The organism is Flagellimonas olearia (assembly GCF_004150225.1).
Taxonomy (GTDB): domain Bacteria; phylum Bacteroidota; class Bacteroidia; order Flavobacteriales; family Flavobacteriaceae; genus Flagellimonas; species Flagellimonas olearia.
On record NZ_ML142907.1, the window covers coordinates 248,085 to 267,836 of the forward strand.

At 44.9% G+C, this 19,752-nt stretch carries 20 protein-coding genes and 1 other RNA gene; 14 read left to right on the top strand and 7 right to left on the bottom strand.

Translation table 11 applies throughout. The features are described 5' to 3' along the window. The first annotated feature begins 68 nt into the window (after positions 1–68). Positions 69–1,457, top strand: coding sequence for a TlpA family protein disulfide reductase (locus DN53_RS01125; RefSeq protein ID WP_242502039.1), 1,389 nt, complete (start codon positions 69–71; stop codon positions 1,455–1,457). Between the two features lie 57 nt (positions 1,458–1,514). Here the strand turns inward: DN53_RS01125 and fsa are convergent, their stop codons facing one another. The 3 genes from fsa to ffs form a co-directional block, all read right to left on the bottom strand. After that, positions 1,515–2,171 (bottom strand): fructose-6-phosphate aldolase, encoded by a 657-nt coding sequence (gene fsa / locus DN53_RS01130; protein WP_129652587.1) that lies wholly within the window; start codon positions 2,169–2,171, stop codon positions 1,515–1,517. A 37-nt stretch (positions 2,172–2,208) separates the two neighbouring features. Continuing rightward, on the bottom strand, positions 2,209–3,018 hold the full coding sequence (locus DN53_RS01135; RefSeq protein WP_129652588.1) for an SDR family oxidoreductase: 810 nt from the start codon (positions 3,016–3,018) through the stop codon (positions 2,209–2,211). Between the two features lie 24 nt (positions 3,019–3,042). Then, positions 3,043–3,141, bottom strand: an RNA gene (gene ffs, locus DN53_RS01140) — signal recognition particle sRNA small type. A gap of 75 nt (positions 3,142–3,216) precedes the next feature. Between ffs and DN53_RS01145 the strand changes: the two genes are divergently transcribed. The 9 genes from DN53_RS01145 (at position 3,217) to DN53_RS01185 (ending at position 10,243) form a co-directional block, all read left to right on the top strand. Next, positions 3,217–4,281, top strand: a complete 1,065-nt coding sequence (locus DN53_RS01145) for a glutaminyl-peptide cyclotransferase (protein ID WP_242502040.1) — start codon at positions 3,217–3,219, stop codon at positions 4,279–4,281. Then, on the top strand, positions 4,281–4,670 hold the full coding sequence (locus DN53_RS01150; protein WP_165357212.1) for an acyl-CoA thioesterase: 390 nt from the start codon (positions 4,281–4,283) through the stop codon (positions 4,668–4,670). Before DN53_RS01145 ends, DN53_RS01150 begins: the two co-directional genes overlap by 1 nt. 81 nt (positions 4,671–4,751) lie before the next feature. After that, positions 4,752–5,063 carry a choice-of-anchor Q domain-containing protein gene (locus DN53_RS01155; protein WP_129652590.1) on the top strand — a complete coding sequence of 104 codons (312 nt, stop codon included), beginning with the start codon at positions 4,752–4,754 and terminating at the stop codon, positions 5,061–5,063. A gap of 128 nt (positions 5,064–5,191) precedes the next feature. Beyond that, on the top strand, positions 5,192–5,923 hold the full coding sequence (locus tag DN53_RS01160; RefSeq protein WP_129652591.1) for a LytR/AlgR family response regulator transcription factor: 732 nt from the start codon (positions 5,192–5,194) through the stop codon (positions 5,921–5,923). 139 nt (positions 5,924–6,062) lie between these two features. Beyond that, positions 6,063–6,242 carry a hypothetical protein gene (locus DN53_RS01165; protein WP_129652592.1) on the top strand — a complete coding sequence of 60 codons (180 nt, stop codon included), beginning with the start codon at positions 6,063–6,065 and terminating at the stop codon, positions 6,240–6,242. Between the two features lie 36 nt (positions 6,243–6,278). Next, entirely contained in the window at positions 6,279–6,491 is a 213-nt protein-coding gene (locus tag DN53_RS01170; protein ID WP_129652593.1) for a hypothetical protein, read from the top strand. 101 nt (positions 6,492–6,592) lie between these two features. Then, positions 6,593–8,704: a tetratricopeptide repeat-containing sensor histidine kinase gene (locus DN53_RS01175; RefSeq protein ID WP_129652594.1), complete on the top strand. Its 2,112-nt coding sequence runs from the start codon at positions 6,593–6,595 to the stop codon at positions 8,702–8,704. Positions 8,705–8,731: 27 nt separating this feature from the next. Then, entirely contained in the window at positions 8,732–9,409 is a 678-nt protein-coding gene (locus DN53_RS01180) for a response regulator (protein ID WP_129652595.1), read from the top strand. Positions 9,410–9,586: 177 nt separating this feature from the next. After that, the gene (locus tag DN53_RS01185; RefSeq protein WP_129652596.1) at positions 9,587–10,243 is read left to right on the top strand and encodes a hypothetical protein; all 657 of its coding nucleotides are present in this window, start codon (positions 9,587–9,589) and stop codon (positions 10,241–10,243) included. 82 nt (positions 10,244–10,325) lie between these two features. On the opposite strand, the gene glyA is transcribed toward DN53_RS01185, so the two are convergent. Then, positions 10,326–11,600, bottom strand: coding sequence for a serine hydroxymethyltransferase (gene glyA / locus DN53_RS01190; RefSeq protein WP_129652597.1), 1,275 nt, complete (start codon positions 11,598–11,600; stop codon positions 10,326–10,328). Between the two features lie 250 nt (positions 11,601–11,850). Here glyA and DN53_RS01195 point away from each other — a divergent pair, with 250 nt between their 5' ends. Beyond that, on the top strand, positions 11,851–13,035 hold the full coding sequence (locus DN53_RS01195; protein ID WP_129652598.1) for a hypothetical protein: 1,185 nt from the start codon (positions 11,851–11,853) through the stop codon (positions 13,033–13,035). A gap of 26 nt (positions 13,036–13,061) precedes the next feature. On the opposite strand, the gene ytxJ is transcribed toward DN53_RS01195, so the two are convergent. Beyond that, positions 13,062–13,376, bottom strand: coding sequence for a bacillithiol system redox-active protein YtxJ (gene ytxJ, locus DN53_RS01200; RefSeq protein ID WP_242502041.1), 315 nt, complete (start codon positions 13,374–13,376; stop codon positions 13,062–13,064). Positions 13,377–13,595: 219 nt separating this feature from the next. Between ytxJ and clpB the strand changes: the two genes are divergently transcribed. After that, complete coding sequence (gene clpB, locus DN53_RS01205) at positions 13,596–16,196, top strand: ATP-dependent chaperone ClpB (protein ID WP_129652600.1); 2,601 nt, start codon at positions 13,596–13,598, stop codon at positions 16,194–16,196. Between the two features lie 121 nt (positions 16,197–16,317). Continuing rightward, positions 16,318–16,914 carry a TetR/AcrR family transcriptional regulator gene (locus tag DN53_RS01210; RefSeq protein ID WP_129652601.1) on the top strand — a complete coding sequence of 199 codons (597 nt, stop codon included), beginning with the start codon at positions 16,318–16,320 and terminating at the stop codon, positions 16,912–16,914. A gap of 6 nt (positions 16,915–16,920) precedes the next feature. Here DN53_RS01210 and DN53_RS01215 read toward each other — a convergent pair whose 3' ends face one another. Then, positions 16,921–18,396, bottom strand: coding sequence for a PorP/SprF family type IX secretion system membrane protein (locus DN53_RS01215; protein WP_129652602.1), 1,476 nt, complete (start codon positions 18,394–18,396; stop codon positions 16,921–16,923). 72 nt (positions 18,397–18,468) lie between these two features. Between DN53_RS01215 and DN53_RS01220 the strand changes: the two genes are divergently transcribed. Next, a complete protein-coding gene (locus DN53_RS01220; RefSeq protein WP_129652603.1) occupies positions 18,469–18,993 on the top strand; it encodes a SixA phosphatase family protein in 525 nt (174 codons plus the stop codon). Here DN53_RS01220 and DN53_RS01225 read toward each other — a convergent pair. Next, complete coding sequence (locus tag DN53_RS01225; RefSeq protein WP_129652604.1) at positions 18,990–19,733, bottom strand: DUF6503 family protein; 744 nt, start codon at positions 19,731–19,733, stop codon at positions 18,990–18,992. The genes DN53_RS01220 and DN53_RS01225 overlap by 4 nt on opposite strands. Positions 19,734–19,752 lie beyond the last annotated feature (19 nt).

Consider the following 19,752-nt stretch of genomic DNA (forward strand, 5'->3'; position numbering starts at 1 on the left):
ACTCGCCATTAACAGGATGGGGCTAAGGGGATGCTTAATTTTGTTTGTAAATGTATGGTTCCCATTATATGGTAAGATTATTACTCGGCCTCACCTTACTGTCCTTTCTAGCATGCGGGAAAAAATCCTCGGATTGTGCCGCTGTTTTCTTTGGTGGTGAGATAGTGAACCCTACCAGCGACTATGTGGTCCTGTATCGAAATGACGTCTACGTGGATTCGGTGAAACTGGACAACAACAATCGTTTCTCATTTGATCTTGAGGGAATTGAAGAGGGATTGTACCATTTTGACCATACCCCTGAACTTCAATATGTATATCTGCAAGGAGGAGACAGCCTACTGGTCCGATTGAACACCTTGGAATTTGACGAGTCGCTTGTATTCTCCGGAAAGGGAAGTGAAATCAATAATTTCCTGATTGAAATGTTCCTCACCTATGAAAACGAGGAGCCCCTGATTTACGACCTCTACGAACTGGATCCTGATTCCTTCGACCAAAAGATTGATTCGTTAAAAACCCTAAAGATTGCCCACTTAAAGGAACTGGAAACCGACAATGGTCAATTTACGGGGAAAGAGCTGGCCATGGCCAAAGCGGCCATTGACTACAATAGTTATCTGTACAAGGAGAAATATCCTTTTTACCATAAAAAACGAACCGGCGAGGAAACCGTACATGAACTTGGCAGTTCGTTTTATGAATACCGAAAGAACCTCAACCTCAACAATAAGGACCTTACGTATTTTAGGCCTTATTTTGATTTTATGAAATGGCATTTTGGCAACCTATCCTACATGACCTGCATGGAGGATTGCCATACCGGAAAAGCTCCCATCAGCGACCGCCTCCACTTTAACAATCACAAGCTTCATCTTGTGGACAGTTTGGTGCAAGAGCAGGAACTCAGGGACATTCTTTTCAGGAATATTGCCGTGGATTACTTGCTGAAAGAACACAACCCCAGTGAAGAATGCCGGGTGTTCATAGACAAATTCCGCTCCCTTTCTTCCAATGATGACCACAAAAAAGAGATTGACGCACTGTATTCCGGTATCAAGAGTCTTCAGCCCAACAATAGTCTTCCCGATATCGTGGTAAGAGATGTGGACGATAACGAGGTTTACTTAAAGGATGTGGTCAGCAAAAAGAAAAACACCGTCTTTTATTTTTGGACCGCCGACCAAAAAGGGCACTTTAAAAATATTACCCAACGTATCGCACTACTGGAAAAGAAACATCCGGAATACAATTTTGTCGGTATCAACCTAAAGACGAGCCACACCCAATGGGTTAATATGCTGGAAGAATTTCATTTGGACAAGACCAACCAATATCACGGAGAGGATTTCAAGGAAATCCAGATGGCCATGATCGTGGATGGGCTCAACAAATGTGTGATCACCAAAGACACCTTGATTGTCAATGCCTTTGGTAATCTTTATGCATCCTTTTAATTGACCCCATAAAAAAAGCCTCGGTCTCCCAAGGCTCTTTCTTAAATCTATTTTTTCTTACGAGTTCCCCTTTCGGTAATCGGCCAAGAACTTTTCAAGTCCGATATCGGTCAGTGGGTGATTCAACAACCCGGTGATGGAAGATAAAGGTCCGGTCATGACATCGGCACCGATCTTTGCACAATCGATCACGTGCATGGTGTGACGAATGGAAGCGGCCAGAATCTGGGTATCAAATCCGTAGTTGTCATAAATCAACCTGATTTCGGAAATAAGGTTCAACCCATCGGTTGAAATATCATCCAAACGACCCAGAAACGGGGAAACATAAGTCGCTCCCGCCTTTGCGGCCAACAAGGCCTGTCCTGCCGAAAAGACCAAGGTACAGTTGGTTCGTATCCCGCTATCCGAAAAATATTTCAGCGCCTTTACCCCATCTTTGATCATGGGTACTTTCACCACTATCTGCTCGTGCAGCTCGGCCAATTCCTCACCTTCCTTCACCATCGCTTCAAACTCGGTGGCCACAACTTCTGCGGATACATCCCCATCAACAATGTTACAGATGTCCACATAATGCTTTAAAATATTGTCTTTTCCAGTAATGCCCTCCTTGGCCATCAAGGACGGATTGGTAGTAACACCATCCAAAACACCCAATTGTTGGGCTTCCTTTATTTGGTCAAGATTAGCGGTATCAATAAAAAACTTCATTCCTTTAATATATAAGTGATTAGTATGAGGTATAAAACTACAATTTATAATGGTTGATCAGTAGTTTTTCGTAGAGTTTATCGGGTAAAATGTTCTTCAGCACCAAGGAAAACTTTTGCATAAAGGCTCCCACGGGATTGTGCACCTTGGGCCGTTTTTGGTTGATGATCTTATACACCGCCTCGGCCACTTGAATGGGGTCCCCGGCGCTGTTCACATCGTCATTGATGGATTCAATGGTATGGGCATACTTGTCCTCGTAGGGCGAACCGTTCAGCACTGGGGCATGGTATCTGCCCGCGGCTATGTTGGTGGCAAAATCCCCAGGGGCCACATTGGTAATGGTAATCCCAAAATCCTTGACCTCCATGCGCAACGCTTCGGTAATCAATCCCAAAGCACCTTTGGTGGCCGAGTAAAACCCACGGAACGGCAGCCCCATATACCCCGCAATGGAGGTGATATTGATGATCGCTCCCCCACCCTGCTGGCGCATTTGTGGCAGTACGGCTTTCATCACATGGACAGGTCCGTGAAAATTGGTATCAAATACATCCAAGATTTCTTCATGGGGGGTTTCCTCAATGGGACCGGTAATGCCTTTTCCTGCATTGTTGATCAATACATCCAAACGACCTTCCTTGGAAACAACTTCGGAAATGGCTCGTTGGATGCTCTCCACATCCTTCACATCCAGTTGGATGAGTTCAAAAGCATCAAAATAGGGGTAATTGTCCGGGTTTCGGGTGGTTCCGTAAACCGTTAAGCCTTTGGAGGTTAAAAAGGTTCCAATGGCCTTGCCTATGCCAGAGGAGCCGCCGGTGATCAAAACAACTTTCTTATCCATGGCCATCTGAGTTTAGGGAACAAAAAAAGGCAAGCTACCTACATCGCACCGCTACGACCACATACCCTTGCTGCGTTCCCGCCCTGGGGGATTCTGCAGGAGCTGGTCGTGTAGGACTTGCCTGTGCAAATATACGACCTTTTAAAATTTGCCACAATCCTATTTCATCCTTAATTTCGAAGTGTAAGTATTTTTACCATGAAACATGCACTTGAGACCATGATCAAATTAGCTTCCATTTTTGGGTTTTTACTCTTCTTCCTAGGTTGCGGCGGAGAAACCGACCCAGCCAAACTCTTCTCCATCGATTTGGAAAACAACAATATACAGCAAAACCAAAAGGTAGGGGTTGCCATCAAGAACAAGAAGGACCTTGAAATTTCCAGCATCAAATACGTTCTGGAGGGTCGGGAACTTCCTTTGGAAGGCAACCAAATTACCATGGATTCAAAAACTTTGGGAAACAAAACCCTAGTGGCCCAAATTGAAATCGAGGGACAAACCGTGGAAATCAAGGAAGATTTTCGACTGCTGGCCGCCCAAGCCCCCGAAATATACACCTACGAAATCGTGAACACCTATCCCCACGACCCCACAGCCTATACCCAAGGCTTGGAGTTCCATGACGGGACATTATACGAAAGCACTGGAAAAAAGGGAGGCTCCACCGTTAGAAAAGTAAATTTTGAAACCGGGGAAGTCCTTCAAAAAATAGATTTGGACCAAACCGTTTTTGGGGAAGGCATTACCCTTCTCAATGACCGTTTGTACCAGCTTACCTGGCAAAGCGGCATGGGCTATGTGTACCATACTTCCAATCTGGAAAAAATCAAGGATTTCAGTTATGGTGAAAGCCGGGAAGGCTGGGGACTCTGTAACGATGGCAAAAAACTGTACAAAAGCGATGGAACCGAAAAAATCTGGTTCTTGGATCCCGAGTCCCTTGAAGAAATGGGCCATATTGAAACAGCGACCAACAAATCCATTTTTAACAAGGCCAACGAGCTGGAATATGTTGATGGGAAAATCTATGCCAACGTCTATCAAAAGGAAAGCATGATGATCATTGATGCCACCTCTGGGGCCATCGAGGGAGTCATCAACTTTGGTGGGCTCAAGAGCAAGGTCAATAAAGGACCTAACTGGGACGAAACCAATTCCGTACTCAACGGGGTGGCCTACCACAAGGAAAGGGGTACTTTTTTTGTCACCGGAAAAAATTGGGACAAGTTGTTCGAGGTACATATCCGCAAAAAAGATTGATGAAGACTTACGCTGAAGTATTAAACGTGTCCGAAGGAGATTTGGACGACCTGAATCACGTGAACAACATCCGTTACGTGGAATGGATTCAGGATATCTCCAAAAAACATTGGGAAAAGGTGGCCCCGCAAGCCATGCGGGAAGATATGGTCTGGGTAGTGCGCAACCACAACATCAACTACCTAAAATCTGCCGTTTTGGGCGATACCCTGCAAATCTCTACCTATATAAAGGACAATACCGGACCATTGTCCACCCGTGTGGTGGAAATCAAAAACCATAAAACGGGGCAACTGTTGATTAGCGCCCATACAGAATGGTGTCTATTGGATGCGAAGACCTTTCGCCCCAAACGCGTCCCGGAGACCGTTCATAACCTATTCCTATAGTGGTACGGCACATACAACTTTTCTCAATCGCAGTGGGCTTGTTATAATTGCACTGGGGGGCATCATGCCGCAAGGTTTTTGATGTGGTACCCAGTTCCGGTCAGTTGCGTTTTCCAAGGATACCATTTACTGCAGTTTAACGATAACAATGGTCAGTTTGGAGAAAATCCATCCTATAATTTTGGCGATACGGACCTTTACCGTAACATCGTGTTGAACCAAGAACCAAACTTTTTCAACCGATCTAAAAACCAACTGACCATTCATGACAACTCTGCAGCCATTGACAAGGCCGACCCCGACGCTTCACTTTCCGTTCCAATAGATATTTTAGGAATGGATAGGACCCAAAATTCAGACTTGGGCGCCTATGAATTCACGGACAACAATTGATTTTTAACCTTTTTTTGTGAAAAAAGTAGGAAAATAGCCCGGTTTAGGGGGAAACCCATAGTTTTTTTAAGGTAAAACTGCAATGAGTTTATTTTGCACGTTAGTAACTTGCAATCAGCATTTTGCATATGGATTACACCTACACTGTCATAGATTCCAGCGCAACCTCAAAGCTTCAATTGCAGCTCTATTTGCAGGAATATGAAGACTTGGTCTGTGCAGGGGAGGCCACCAGCGCTACAGAAGGGTTGAACGTTGTTCTAAAGTTCTCCCCAGACGTGGTGTTCGTGAATTTGGCCCAAGATGGTCTGGAGTATTTCCAGATGGTGACGGAACTCAACCAGTACATGCCCACACTTCCTATTATTATTGGGTATGCCACCACCAAAAAGTATGCGTACAATGCCATTAAAAGTGGCTTTTTCGACTATTGGATACTGCCTCATAATGAATTTGACGTACGTAAGACCATTATGAGGCTCCGCAAGGTGCATCCCAAGCACCACATGCCTTCCACCATTTGCCTTAAGTCCTATAATGATTATAGGTATCTGGACACCAAGGATATCCTTTACCTAAAATCGGACAACAACGCTACCGACTTTTTTATGCGGGACGGCAGCGTGGTAAGCGCCTTTAAGACCCTTAAATCTTTTGAGGACAAATTGCCCCAAGGCTTCATCCGCATACACCAGAGCTACATCCTCAACGGCAACTACGTTTCCCGTATCAACTACGGCAAATCCATCTGCACATTAAAGAACGGACAAGAGGAGCTTCCGTTCTCCAAAACCTATAAGGAACAAGTGGATGGTCTTAAGGATTTTCTCTCCAAAACGGCAGTTGGCGAGTTAAATTGATCAAATTCTAACAGATTCCCGCAGAATTCTAGCAGAATCCCTACAAATTCTAAAAACTTTTCAATGGAGTAAACTTCTCGGTATTAGGTGGATAATTTGGCTGCACAAACCTATTTCATTAAACCATAAACCTAATATTATGAAAAAATTACTATCTATTTTCGCGATTGCCCTTCTTACTACTGGACTATTTTCTTGTGAAGCAGAAACCGATGTACAAGACACGGAAGCTATGGTAAAGAGCCTAAGCGTGGACATTGATCAAAGTGCCACGGATGGAAAGCAATCCGATGACGAAGACCGAGGCGGGAGCAACTAATTTTTGCACTCCCTTGATTCCATAAAGTTTAAAGTCATGAAAAAAATGTTTCGCCTCCTTAGCGGTACTCTCATAATGTGTGCACTTGTCGCCAGCGATCAGGAAAGGTCCCCCATAGGTAACCTACAGATTCAATCGGCCCTGATAGACCTGGATGACAGGAGTTCACCACCGGACAAGGTAAGGCTGAACACCTTGAGACACCATCTGTACGGATTCATGTCCAATGCGGATGACCGGAAACTCTAAAGGATAGACCCAACATACGATATAGCCCCAACCTCACCCACGGTATGGGGCTTTTTTGTTACCTTGTAAGAGCTTATAATATGTACTAAACCTACTGCATCTTGAAAATTGGATATTTTACCATCGTCTTGATCCTTCTTGTGGGGTGCGCCAAAAACACCGCCGAAAATGGGGTGCCCTCCTCTCAAGAAACCGAGGCCATTACGCAATTGATCCGTTCTGCCCGGGACAGTACAAACCTACCCTTGGAGGAACGTAAGCAGTTTTTGCAAAAGGCGGAAGAGATCACCTTCTCCTTGCCCAATGACAGTTTACTGTTGACCAGTCTTTCGGACATTTCCCTAGCGTATAGGGACCTTCCCGATTCTACCGACTTCCGTAAGACCAACAAACAGGTCATGTTCATGTCCCAAGAAACAGGACTCTATACCACTTTGGGAAATTCCCATTGGGACTTGGCCACTTTTTTTAAAAATAATGGGGTTTTGGACAGTGCTTTTTTTCATTACCAAAAGGCATTGAACAGTTTCGAACTATTGCCTGTAGACCCCACCTCTCGTTCCCTCAAGGCAAAAATGCTTTATAGCATGGGAAAAATACAGGATTCCTACAAGGATTATCTGGGGGCCGAAATCAGTATTACGGAAGCCTTAAGGATTTTTACGGATCTGAAGGACACCAAAAGAATCTACAATTGCTATAATGTATTGGGCATCATTGCCAGCGGTATGGGCAATAGCGACAAATCCTTGGAGTACTTCCAAAAAGCGCGTTCCTATGTAGAGGACATGGAGGGTATGGACCGCATAAAATACACGGAGCAGACCCAAAACAATATTGCCCATGAGTTTCTAAAGAAAGAAGACTACGGCCGTGCCAAGGTGGCCTTTGGGGAGCTGCTCCAAAACAAGGACATTTATACCCGAAACCCAGAACTGTACTCCCTGTCCCTTTCCAGCCGGGCCTATTCCCTTTATAAAGATGAAAACGATCTGGAGAAGTCCAAAAAATTACTGGAACAGGCCATCAAAATCAATGACAGTATTGATTACTCTTTTGACCAGCCCAGGGCCAAACAATACTATGCCGAAATCTTGGCCGATGAGGGCGATACGGCCAAGGCCATTGCCTATGCCCAAGAATCCCATGACTTGGCCAAACAGACCTACAACAACGATCGACTTTTGGAAGTACTGCGCCTGCTCACCAAACTGGACGGCAACAATGCCATGGCCTACTCCAACGAGTACTTTGATCTAAACGAGACCATAAAAGCAGAGGAGCGCACCAAACGGGACAAGTTTGCGCGCATACGCATGGAAACCGATGAAATTAAACAAGAGAACGTGGTCCTTACCCGCCAAAGCCAAATTTGGGCAGGGGTATCTGTCTTGACCGTCATTTTGCTTTTGGGGGGTTACATCATCTCGGTACAGAAGATCAGCAACGACAGGTTAAAGTCCGAGGAAAAGCAGCAAAAGCTCAACCAAAAGGTCTATGACCTCATGCTCCAGCAGCAGGGCAAATTTCAGGAAGGCAAGCAATTGGAGCAAAAACGCATTTCCGAGGAACTGCACGACGGGGTTCTGGGCGAGATGCTGGGCATACGGCTCATTCTCAGCTCCCTCAACAACAAGGATGATGAAGGTTCAGTGCAAAAACGAAGCGACTTTCTGGAGCGTTTGCAGCATGTGGAGGAGGACATCAGGACCATTTCGCACGAACTGAACGATGCGGCCTATAAAAAATTTCATAATTTTATCTTATCCGTGGAGGCCTTGCTCAGCGAAACAGAGGATTCCTCCATGGCCAAATGCTCTTTAACGTACAACAACAAGGTAAATTGGGACAGGCTCTGGATGGAAATCAAGATCAACGTGATCCGGATCATTCAGGAAAGCTTGAAAAATTCCACCACCCATGGCCATTCCGAAAACATAAAGGTCGCTTTTGACCTACAGGGTGATAAATTGAAAGTCACCATCGCCGATGACGGAATCGGTTTTGATGTGAACAAAGGCAAGAAGGGCATTGGCCTCAAGAACATTGCCTCCAGAGTGGAAAAGATAAACGGAACCTTGGCCGTGGACAGCACCAAGGACAAAGGAACCACCATTGTAGTCACCATTCCTTGTAAGTATGAGGAAGCGGAAGCGGCAGCAGCCCCAAACACTGATGATGAAGATTTTGAACAAGAAGTTATTAATGCCTAAACCTAAATCCTACACAAAATAGAACACATGAACACATTGAGAATATTGGCCATAGACGACCATGAGATGACCACACTGGGATATAAATTTACCCTGGAGGGCATGACGTTAGATGACTATGATACCATTATTGTGGATACCACCAACACCTTTGAGGAAGCGAAAAAACTCATTGAGGATTCCGTGAATTCCTTTAAATATGACTTGTTATTGCTTGATGTGCAATTGCAGAATCCGGACGAAAGTAGTGAACAGCCCCAAACCGGAGAGGAATTGGGCATCTTGGCCCGAAAAATTGTACCGGAGACCAAGATTGCCTTTATGTCCTCCTTTAGCGATAATTTTAGGATCAATGGCATTCTGAAAACCGTGGACCCGGACGGATATCTGGTAAAGACGGACATAGACCCCAAAACCTTGAAAGAGGCCATTAAGACCGTAATCCAGAATCCGCCTTACTATTCTTCCAAAGCGTTGTCCGCCATACGGAAGAAAATGTCAAACGACTTGGATATAGACGAAAAGGACCGACAGATCTTGTACCACCTTTCCAAAGGGACCAAGACCAAGGACCTTGAAAAATTCATACGGCTTTCCCCCTCTTCCATAGAGAACAGGAAACGGCACATGAAAACGCTTTTTGGAACCGAGAACGAGAACGATCTTGCCTTGATTCTTGCAGCCAAAAACCGAGGGTTCATTTAGAGCGTTCTTTCCCTTTTTCTTTGGACTTAGGGAAATTGGTGACCGGTTTTTGCGGTTTATGCCCTAAAAAACCTACAAACTGTACAAAAACCCCAGAATTTTTAAGGATTTCCTTCAACCCTAAAAAAAAGATTCATTCTAACTTTAAGGGTAAAAAAAAATTAGAACACCATTCACATGTCATTCCCAAAGAAAACAAACCTAAATTTCCACCTTGGCGGCTCAAGAGTATATGAGGTCGCAAATGGGCTGGACGAGTTTCTGAAAGTTCTGGAAAGGGACTTTTTCGCAGAAGCCAAAGTACAGTGCAATTTTGATGCGGAGACCAAGAAGACCGATCTTGTGCTCGGCATCCATCTCAACTTCGGGATTACCGAAAGTCTACATTATCTCAATAAAGGATCATGGGGAGGAATGACGTTTACAGAACATAACACCGTGGCCTCCTCGTCTTTTAAGGATGCCCTGTTGCGCTTGAACCAACAAAACTCCTATTCCATTGATATTGCTGAAATATCATTTCACTTTAAGGACACTTCCGTTGTGGTATCCAGACTGTACGACCAGAGCATTCCGCAACAACTGGGCGACATCCTTCTGATGGTCAGCAAACATTTTGTATACCTTACCAAAGGACTTACCGAAATGCCCTATGAAATATTTGTTCCGGTATTTGAGGATAAAACACAAAAGGCCGGAGAGCCCTTGCAAAAACACAATGACTACTTTGACTTTTGGGGCCTATACTTTGAGGATGAAAAGCAGCACCAAGTCATGGTATATTCCCTTGAGGAAAAAAGACTCAACCAAGATGACCTTTTCCTATTGGAGTAGTACTGCAATACTATCACACACATAAAAAAAGCGCCGTAGGATTTACGGCGCTTTTTTAGTATTCTATAGGATATGTATATGCTTATCCTTTGAACAGAGGTCTTGATTTCATAAGCTCGTTGACCTTTTTGCGTACTTGGGCAATATTGCCTTCATCTTCCGGATTGGTGAGTACTTGATCTATGAGCTCCACGATAGTCTCCATATCCTCTTCTTTTAGCCCTCTTGTAGTGATGGCAGCGGTACCAAAACGAATACCTGAAGTGATGAACGGTGATTGGTCATCAAAGGGAACCATGTTCTTGTTCGCCGTAATGGCGGCAAGTTCCAAAGCTTTTTCGGCATCTTTTCCTGTGATATCCTTGTTCCTTAGGTCGATGAGCATCATATGGTTGTCCGTACCTCCAGAGATTACTTTGTAATCCCGCTTTACAAAAGCCTTGGCCATGGCTTCGGCATTCTTTTTTACTTGGAGCATATAATGAAGGAACTCATCGGTCAATGCTTCACCAAAAGCCACTGCTTTGGCTGCGATGATGTGCTCCAAAGGCCCTCCTTGGTTTCCTGGGAACACGGCCAAATCCAATAGGGCCGACATTTTCCTGAGGTTACCGTTCTTTAGTTTGATCCCGAATGGGTTGTCAAAGTTCTTTCCCATCAAAATAAGACCTCCCCTTGGACCTCTCAAGGTTTTGTGGGTGGTGGTGGTCACAATATGGCAATGTGGAACAGGGTCGTTCAAGATGCCTTTTGCTATCAATCCTGCTGGGTGCGATATGTCTGCCATTAAAATGGCACCTACACTATCGGCTATTTCGCGGAAACGGGCAAAATCCATGTCACGCGAATAGGCAGAGGCGCCTGCAATGATCAATTTTGGTTTTTCCCTTTCGGCAATTTCTTGGATCTTGTCGTAATTCAATGTTCCGGTTTCTTCATCCACCCCATAAAAAACGGGACGGTACAATCTACCTGAAAAATTCACGGGCGAGCCGTGGGTCAAATGTCCTCCGTGTGCCAAATCAAAGCCCAAAATGGTATCACCGGGCTTCAAGCACGCATGGTACACCGCAGAATTGGCCTGTGAGCCAGAGTGTGGTTGTACGTTGGCATATTCGGCGCCAAAAAGTTCCTTGGCGCGGTCTATGGCCAATTGCTCTACTTGATCCACCACTTCACAACCCCCATAATAGCGCTTTCCGGGGTAACCCTCCGCATATTTGTTGGTCAGTACCGATCCTGCAGCCTCCATTACCTGTGGGCTGGTAAAGTTTTCGGAAGCGATCAGTTCCAATCCTTCTATTTGTCTATCCCTTTCCTGTGCTATCAGGTCAAAAATCTTCTGGTCTCTTTGCATTTGGCAATTAAATTTAACAAGGGCTAAAATTACGAATTGCTTACTGAATAATTCCAAAAAAAAAGGACGAGTATGTGATTTTTTCAAACAGGAATCAACAATTTCCACTTTCACATAACCCATTGAAAACAAGCTATTTTCAGGTCATTTCATCGAACATATACTACCGTTCGTCCTTTTTCGTTTATAAGTTGTGGGTTTTTGGCACAGCTGTTGAAAACAATAACACAACCAAATAAATTCAACGACCATGAAAAAAATTCTACTTTTTAGCATCATCGCGCTTTTGGCAGCCTGTAGCGGTGTCAAGAAGACCTCAGAAGCGCTGAACACAGGAAACTATGTTTCGGCCATGAACAGGGCCATAAAAAACCTTGCGGAAAACAAGACCAAAAAAGGCAACCAGACCTATATCGTCCTATTGGAGGATGCTTTTGCCAAAAACACCCAAAGGGAACAAGCTGAGATTTCATTTCTTCAGAACGATGGGAATCCAGCCAATCTGGAAACCATCTACAACAAGTATCTGCAGTTAAAGGAAATCCAACAACGGATCAGGCCCCTATTGCCCCTCACCCTTTATGAGGAAGGACGCGATGCACGCTTCAGTTTTGTGAACTATGATGCCAAAATCCTGAACACCAAGGACGACCTTTCGGAGCACCTATACAACAATGCCCTGGGACTACTTTCAAGTGCCCGGACCAAAGCAGACTACAGGGCCGCCTATGATGATCTGAACTACCTGCAGGAAATCAACCCTGGATATAAGGCAACCGTTGCCAAAATGGATGAGGCCTATAACAAAGGACTGGAATTTGTTAGGGTCGATATCGCCAACCAGACCGAACAGATCATCCCAGAACGCTTGGAGAATGAACTTTTGGACTTCAATGCTTTCGGAATCGACAACTTTTGGCTGCAATATCACACCAACCCCTTGTCCAATGTAAAGTATGACTACGCCATGAACTTGGATTTTATGGAAATCAATGTTTCACCGGAACGTGTCAACGAGACCCAGATCATCAAGGAAAGACAGATCAAGGATGGTTGGGAATACCTATTGGACCGAAATGGAAATGTAGTAAAGGACAGCTTGGGCAACAAAATCAAAGTGGACAAAATGCGCACCGTAACCTGTAAATTCTTTCAATTTACACAAAGTAAAAGTGCCCAGATTGGCGCCAAGGTCCGATTCACGGACCTAAGGAACGGGCAGGAAATCAACGCCTACCCCCTATCCAGCCAATTTGTATTCGAACATATTTTCGCCAACTTTCAAGGCGATAAAAGAGCCTTGGAAGATGACCTCTTGGTATACTTGAATGCCAGGGAGGTACCTTTCCCGTCCAACGAGCAAATGGTCTACGATGCCGGAGAAGATCTCAAGACACGTTTAAAAGGCATTGTCTCAAAATATCAGTTCAATTAGAAAAAGGCCCCGATTCGGGGCTTTTTTTATAGGTAATCCCCAATATTGATATCCGTAATGGCCCCATGCGAGGTGTGAAAGGAAACTTCCCCTCCCTTAACGATCAATAGCTGTGGGGATTCATGCCGTACGTTATACATGGAGGCTATGGCATTGGATAGGTCCCTATGTGCATGGATATCCAAAAAATAGGGGTCGCAGTGTTCTTCCCAGTCATGGGAATCCTTGAACATACGCCAGGTCATCCCACTGATGCCACAAGTTGCGGAATGTTTAAAAATGAGTTGTGTTCGTTCCTTTGAACGCTCTTTTATCTCTTCCAATTGATTCTGGGTTGTCAAAGAAACCCAAGCCGATTTTGTATCTTTATTTGGAACTTTTTCGCGTTTTCCAAATACATTGTCAAATAATCCCATGCTGCAAATTTAGGAGATATGTCGAGCAGAACCAAAAACCTTACAACTGACGAAATGTCTTATAAATCCAAGGATTTACCGCCATTTTGACGGTGCTCCTTCTCTGGTAAGGTTGTTGACATCATCCATAAAAAACAGTACACTATGAACTTTAATAATTTTACCATAAAATCCCAGGAAGCCATCCAAAGGGCCCAACAACTGGCCCAGGAATATGGGCACCAACAAATAGAAAACGAACACCTTTTCAAGGCCATTGCCGAGGTGGATGAAAATGTATTGCCGTTCATCCTAAAAAAGCTGAATGTCAATACTTCCCTCGTCAATCAGATTGTGGATAAGGAACTTCAGAGTTTTCCCAAAGTAACGGGGAGCGAGATCATGATGTCCCGTGAGGGCGGCAAAACCTTGAACGAAGCCAGTATCATCGCCAAAAAGATGGGTGATGAATTTGTGTCAGTGGAGCACCTGTTGCTGGCGGTCTTCAAATCAAAAAGTAAGATTGCCCAAATCCTAAAGGATCAAGGGGTAACCGAAAAAGACCTTACCGCTGCCATTGAGGAATTGCGCAAAGGAGGGAAAGTGACCTCCCAAAGTGCCGAGGAGACCTATAATTCTTTGGACAAATACGCCAAAAACCTCAACCAATTGGCGGATAGCGGCAAGTTGGACCCTGTTATTGGCAGGGACGAAGAAATTAGGAGGGTACTGCAGATTCTGTCCAGACGTACCAAGAACAACCCCATGCTTGTGGGTGAGCCCGGTGTGGGTAAAACGGCCATTGCCGAAGGATTGGCCCATAGGATCGTACAGGGCGATGTTCCTGAAAACCTGAAGGACAAAGTCATCTACTCCTTGGATATGGGAGCCCTGATTGCAGGAGCCAAGTATAAAGGAGAATTTGAGGAGCGATTGAAGGCTGTCATCAAGGAAGTAACTTCTTCGGACGGCAATATTGTGCTCTTTATTGATGAAATCCACACCTTGGTGGGTGCTGGTGGCGGACAAGGGGCCATGGATGCCGCAAACATCCTGAAGCCTGCTCTGGCCAGAGGGGAACTCCGAGCCATAGGGGCAACCACTTTGGACGAGTACCAAAAATACTTTGAGAAGGACAAGGCCTTGGAGCGAAGGTTCCAAAAGGTCATGGTGGATGAACCGGATACCGAAAGTGCCATTTCCATCCTTCGGGGGATCAAGGAAAAATATGAGACCCATCACAAAGTACGTATCAAGGACGAGGCGGTAATTGGCGCCGTGGAACTTTCACAACGCTATATCACCAACCGATTTTTGCCCGATAAGGCCATTGACCTTATGGACGAGGCTGCATCCAAATTACGTATGGAAATCAACTCCAAACCCGAGGAACTGGATGTTTTGGACCGAAAAATCATGCAGTTGGAAATTGAGATAGAGGCCATTAAACGTGAAAATGACAAGGCAAAGTTGAAAACCTTGAACTTGGAGCTGGCGAATCTCAAAGAGGAACGCAACGAAATTTTTGCGCAATGGGAAAGCGAGAAAACCGTAGTGGACAACATCCAAAAGACCAAGCAGGACATTGAGGACTTTAAGTTGGAAGCGGAACGTGCCGAACGTAATGGTGACTACGGAAAAGTGGCTGAGCTACGCTACGGTAAGATCAAGGATGCACAGGAAAAGTTGGACAAACTCCAAGAGGAACTTGCCGAGCAACAAAGCGCCGGCACCTTGATCAAAGAAGAGGTAACCTATGAGGATATCGCCGAAGTCGTTGCCAAATGGACCGGGATTCCCGTTACCAAGATGATGCAAAGCGAGCGCGAGAAACTCTTGCAACTGGAAGATGTGCTCCACAAACGCGTCATCGGCCAGGATGAGGCCATTGTGGCCGTATCGGATGCCATACGCAGAAGCAGGGCCGGATTGCAGGACGACAAAAAACCCATTGGTTCCTTCCTGTTTCTAGGAACCACAGGGGTTGGTAAGACCGAGTTGGCCAAAACCTTGGCTGCATATTTGTTTGATGATGAGAACGCCATTACCCGAATTGATATGAGCGAATACCAAGAACGCCACTCCGTAAGCCGATTGGTTGGGGCACCTCCAGGATATGTGGGATACGATGAGGGAGGTCAGTTGACCGAAGCCGTCCGTAGAAAGCCCTATTCCGTAATCTTGTTGGATGAGATTGAGAAAGCACACCCTGACACCTTCAACATCCTGTTACAGGTATTGGATGAAGGAAGATTGACCGATAATAAAGGTCGTGTGGCGGATTTCAAGAACTCCATCATCATTATGACGAGCAATATGGGAAGCCATATCATTCAGGAGAAGTTTGAAAATGCCGTGGATATGGAAAGTGCCTCGGAAGCAGCCCGCGTAGAAGTCATGGGGTTGCTGCGCAAGACCATCCGTCCCGAGTTCTTGAACCGAATCGATGACATTATCATGTTCGCTCCGTTGAACAAGAAAGACATCAAGGATATTGTTGGGCTTCAATTGAACAATTTGAAGAAAATGTTGGCCAAACAGCACATTACTTTGGATGCCACTTCGGAAGCCATTGACTATTTGGCCGCAAAAGGATTCGACCCCCAGTATGGTGCACGACCTGTAAAACGATTGATCCAGAAAGAAGTGCTCAATAACTTATCCAAAGAGTTATTGGCCGGAAAGATAAAGTCCGATAGCATTGTACTTTTGGATTCATTCGATGACCAATTGGTCTTCAGAAACCAAAACGAATTGGTGGAATAAGACCCAATTTTTAAAATGAATAGCCCCCATTTTGTTAAAGTGGGGGCTTTTGCTTTTGTAAAATACCGTGCAGTATGTGTTTTTTTATATCTTAGTTACCCCTCAACCAACCTAGACCACCATGACAAAAAAAGCAGAGCGTACCACTGCCTATATTATTGAGACCGTAGCGCCTATATTCAATAGGTTTGGCTATGTAGGCACCAGCATGAGCGATCTTACCGATGCCACAGGCCTCACCAAGGGGGCCATTTACGGGAACTTTGAGAACAAGGAAGCCCTTGCCCTGTCCGCTTTTGAGTATAATCGGAACCATTTACTGGCCGTAGTTGATGAAAAACTTGATGTGGAGGGCAATGCCATGGAAAAGCTATTCTCCCTAATGGCCTTCTACAAGCAATACGATGTCTTTTCCCTACCCTTGGGCGGATGCCCCATTCTCAATGTAGGTGTGGATGCCCAAAACAACAATAAACTTTTGGCCGCTGCCGTAAAAGAGACCATAAAGGAAATTGAAGGAAAAATAGCGCTGGTACTTGAGAACGGTGCCAAAAATGGAGAAATCAAATTACCTGTTCCTCCTCTCCAGTTTGCCAAACAACTATTTACCATGATTCAAGGGGCCATTGCCATGAGCACCATGACCCGGGACCGGAAATACCTGATCAACACCATTACCTATTTGGAGCATTTGGTAGGTAGCGAGATACGGAAGTAGTCTTCCTTAATCTGCCTTCACCCTAAAAATCCAAGTCTTATCGGGGTATTTGCCTGAAAACTTACTATCCCTGGCCTTTCGGGCTTCTTCCATGGTATTGTACCGTTCCAAGTACACATAGTTATACTTGTTGGCACTTCGGTAAAAAGATTTTGGTTCCAACCCTTTTTGTTGGAGCGTCTTCATGAAATTTTCAAAATACTTTTTGGTCCCGAAGACATTGGCAATGAGGTAAAAACCGGGTACCAGACCATCGGCTTGGGCGACTTCCTCATATCTTTCATTGGGTTGAACGGCCACTTTTTCCTTTTGTAGGCGCGCTAAACTATCTTGACGCTGTTGCTCCAATTGCCGCTGCAATGCCAACGCCTGTGCTTCTTGTATGGAATCGTTTCTTCGCTGCTCCTCAACCAACAAACGCTGTCTGATCAGTTCTTGTTCCTTTTGCTCTTCCTCCAAACGTTTCTTTTCCTCCAAAGCTTCCCGTTCCTTCTGCAATTGCTCTTCCGTCATCTTTGTAATAGCAGTGTCCTCTTCTTCTTTTTGTTCTTCTTCAGATTCCCTTTTCTGTTTTTCTTGCTTTGCAAAGCGATACGCCACCAACAACTCCAAAGTCGGGTCCTCCCCACTTAGCGAAGTGTCGGTCCCAAATTCCATGAGCCCACCAACGGAAAAAGTCCCTCCGAGGGTCACTCCCAATCCTGCCGAGGCACCATAAAAACTGTTATACCCTCCCTGTAACCATACTTTTGGCGTGGAAAGCAATCCATTGACACCAATCTGGGTATCACCATCCGGAATGGATTTAACGTACACCATGGGGCGTATAAAACTGCTACCCCTTCCTGATAAAAGAGATATGGGAACATCATAATTCAGGCTGCCCACAATGGTCTTAAAGTTTGAGGCTTCCAAAATATCACTATCGTTAGCCCCTACCCCAATAGCATTCTCAAAGGCAAGTCCCACACCCAACTGATTGGCCTGAAGTCGGATTCCCGGGGAAAACTGTACCATAAAACCTTCGGCAGCTTCCAACTGGGTCAAATCAATCCCGGCATCGGAGATAAAACGATCATCCGCCAGGGTACGTTGCGATGCGAAAACGTTAACCCCCGTCAATACGGCAATGCCATCACCAAACGAAAACTTGTATACATAATTGAGGTTACCTCCAATATCCAAAAAAACACCTGTGTTGTGCTGCAAAAACCCCAAACTCCCAGTGGAGGCTTCACTGATTTGATGGGTGTAATTGGCAAAAATGGTAGTGGGGTCCCCGTCTATGGTCTGCCATTGCCAACGCGACCAAACCGCAAGGGAATTGGGATTGTTCCAATTCTGGGCATAGGTTGGATTAAGGAGGTTGGCATTGAACTGGGTAAGGGTATGTTGTCTAAAATCCGAGGGCAGTTCCACTTCCTGTGCCTCTCCGAAAACAAAAACCAGTAACAAAGAAAGGCTACACAAAATCTTTGGCATGCGAAAAAATAAAAATTAAACGTTACTTTTAAAATCAAAATGATTTAAACGCGGGAACTTTACATCAATACTATGCGGACCATTAAGCCTCTAATTGCCCTTGCAATTTTACTGATAGCATCCATCAGCTGCAAAGAAGATACGAAAATTGCGGAAGACCCCACCATCTCCACCTTTTATTTTATACGACATGCAGAAAAGGATCGAACAGATGCAGAAAACCCCGATCCAGAGCTGAACCAAGATGGGCTAGATCGCGCCATTCGTTGGGCCGAGGTCTTTGACCCCATTTCCATTGATGTCATTTATTCCACCAACTACGAACGCACATCCATGACCGCCGCCCCAACTTCGGTCAAAAAAAATGTGGATATTAAATACTACGACCCCAATAGCCTTGATATTGATGCATTTGAAGCCGAAAATGAAGGACGAAACGTTTTAGTGGTTGGACATAGCAATACCACACCGGCCTTTGTGAACAAGATGATAGGGTTTGATAAATACAGCCCGATGGATGACAATGACAATAGCAGTCTTTTCATTGTTCGCATCATTGACGGTGTTCCCACCGATTTCCGATTGAAAATGGATTAATCCTTTTCCACCGTAATATCCGTAAGTTCAATTTTTGAAAGTAGTTCCAGTTCACCGCTGCTGAACAGTTTGCCAATATCCAGGATATCCGAACCCTCTTTCTTGGGTTTGTAGTTTTCATAATCCACAAATCGGATACCGTTTACGTACCGCTCGTTGTATGCCTTCCTGAACCGTTGCCCCCCTCCATTTACATGAAAGCCATAGGCCAGGTATTCCGGTTTAAACGTCTCTTTATCAAACCAATACACATAGGTGTCGTCATAATCGTCACCACCACCGTTTTGGTCGAACGTCACCTTTACTTTGTAAAATGTTTCCCCAACAATGGATTCTTCCCCAAGAAGCTCCTTGTTTACGGCAGCATCATTCAAACCATACGGCAAGCGGGAAAAGTAGTGCACGGAATTGACCGAATTGGCATATTTGACCGCCATGGTATCAGGAACCGCAACAAGGGAATCGTTCAAAAACCGTTCAAAATCATTCCCGTTTTTTACATCGGTAATAGTCACGGAATCCAATTGAAATGTTCTTTTGAGTACTTTTTTACCTTCAACGAAATCAGAAAGGTATGTACGGTCCCTAAATACAAAAGAGGTGTTATGATCGGCATAAAGCCCACCTCCGCTTACCGCTATGGACTTATCCACTATATCCTGGGCAGTCAAATTGTTTTCTGGTTTTTCTTTACAGGCAAGGAATGTGACCAACAAAAGGGCCGCAACATATCTATTCATGGTTTGGGTTTTATAGATA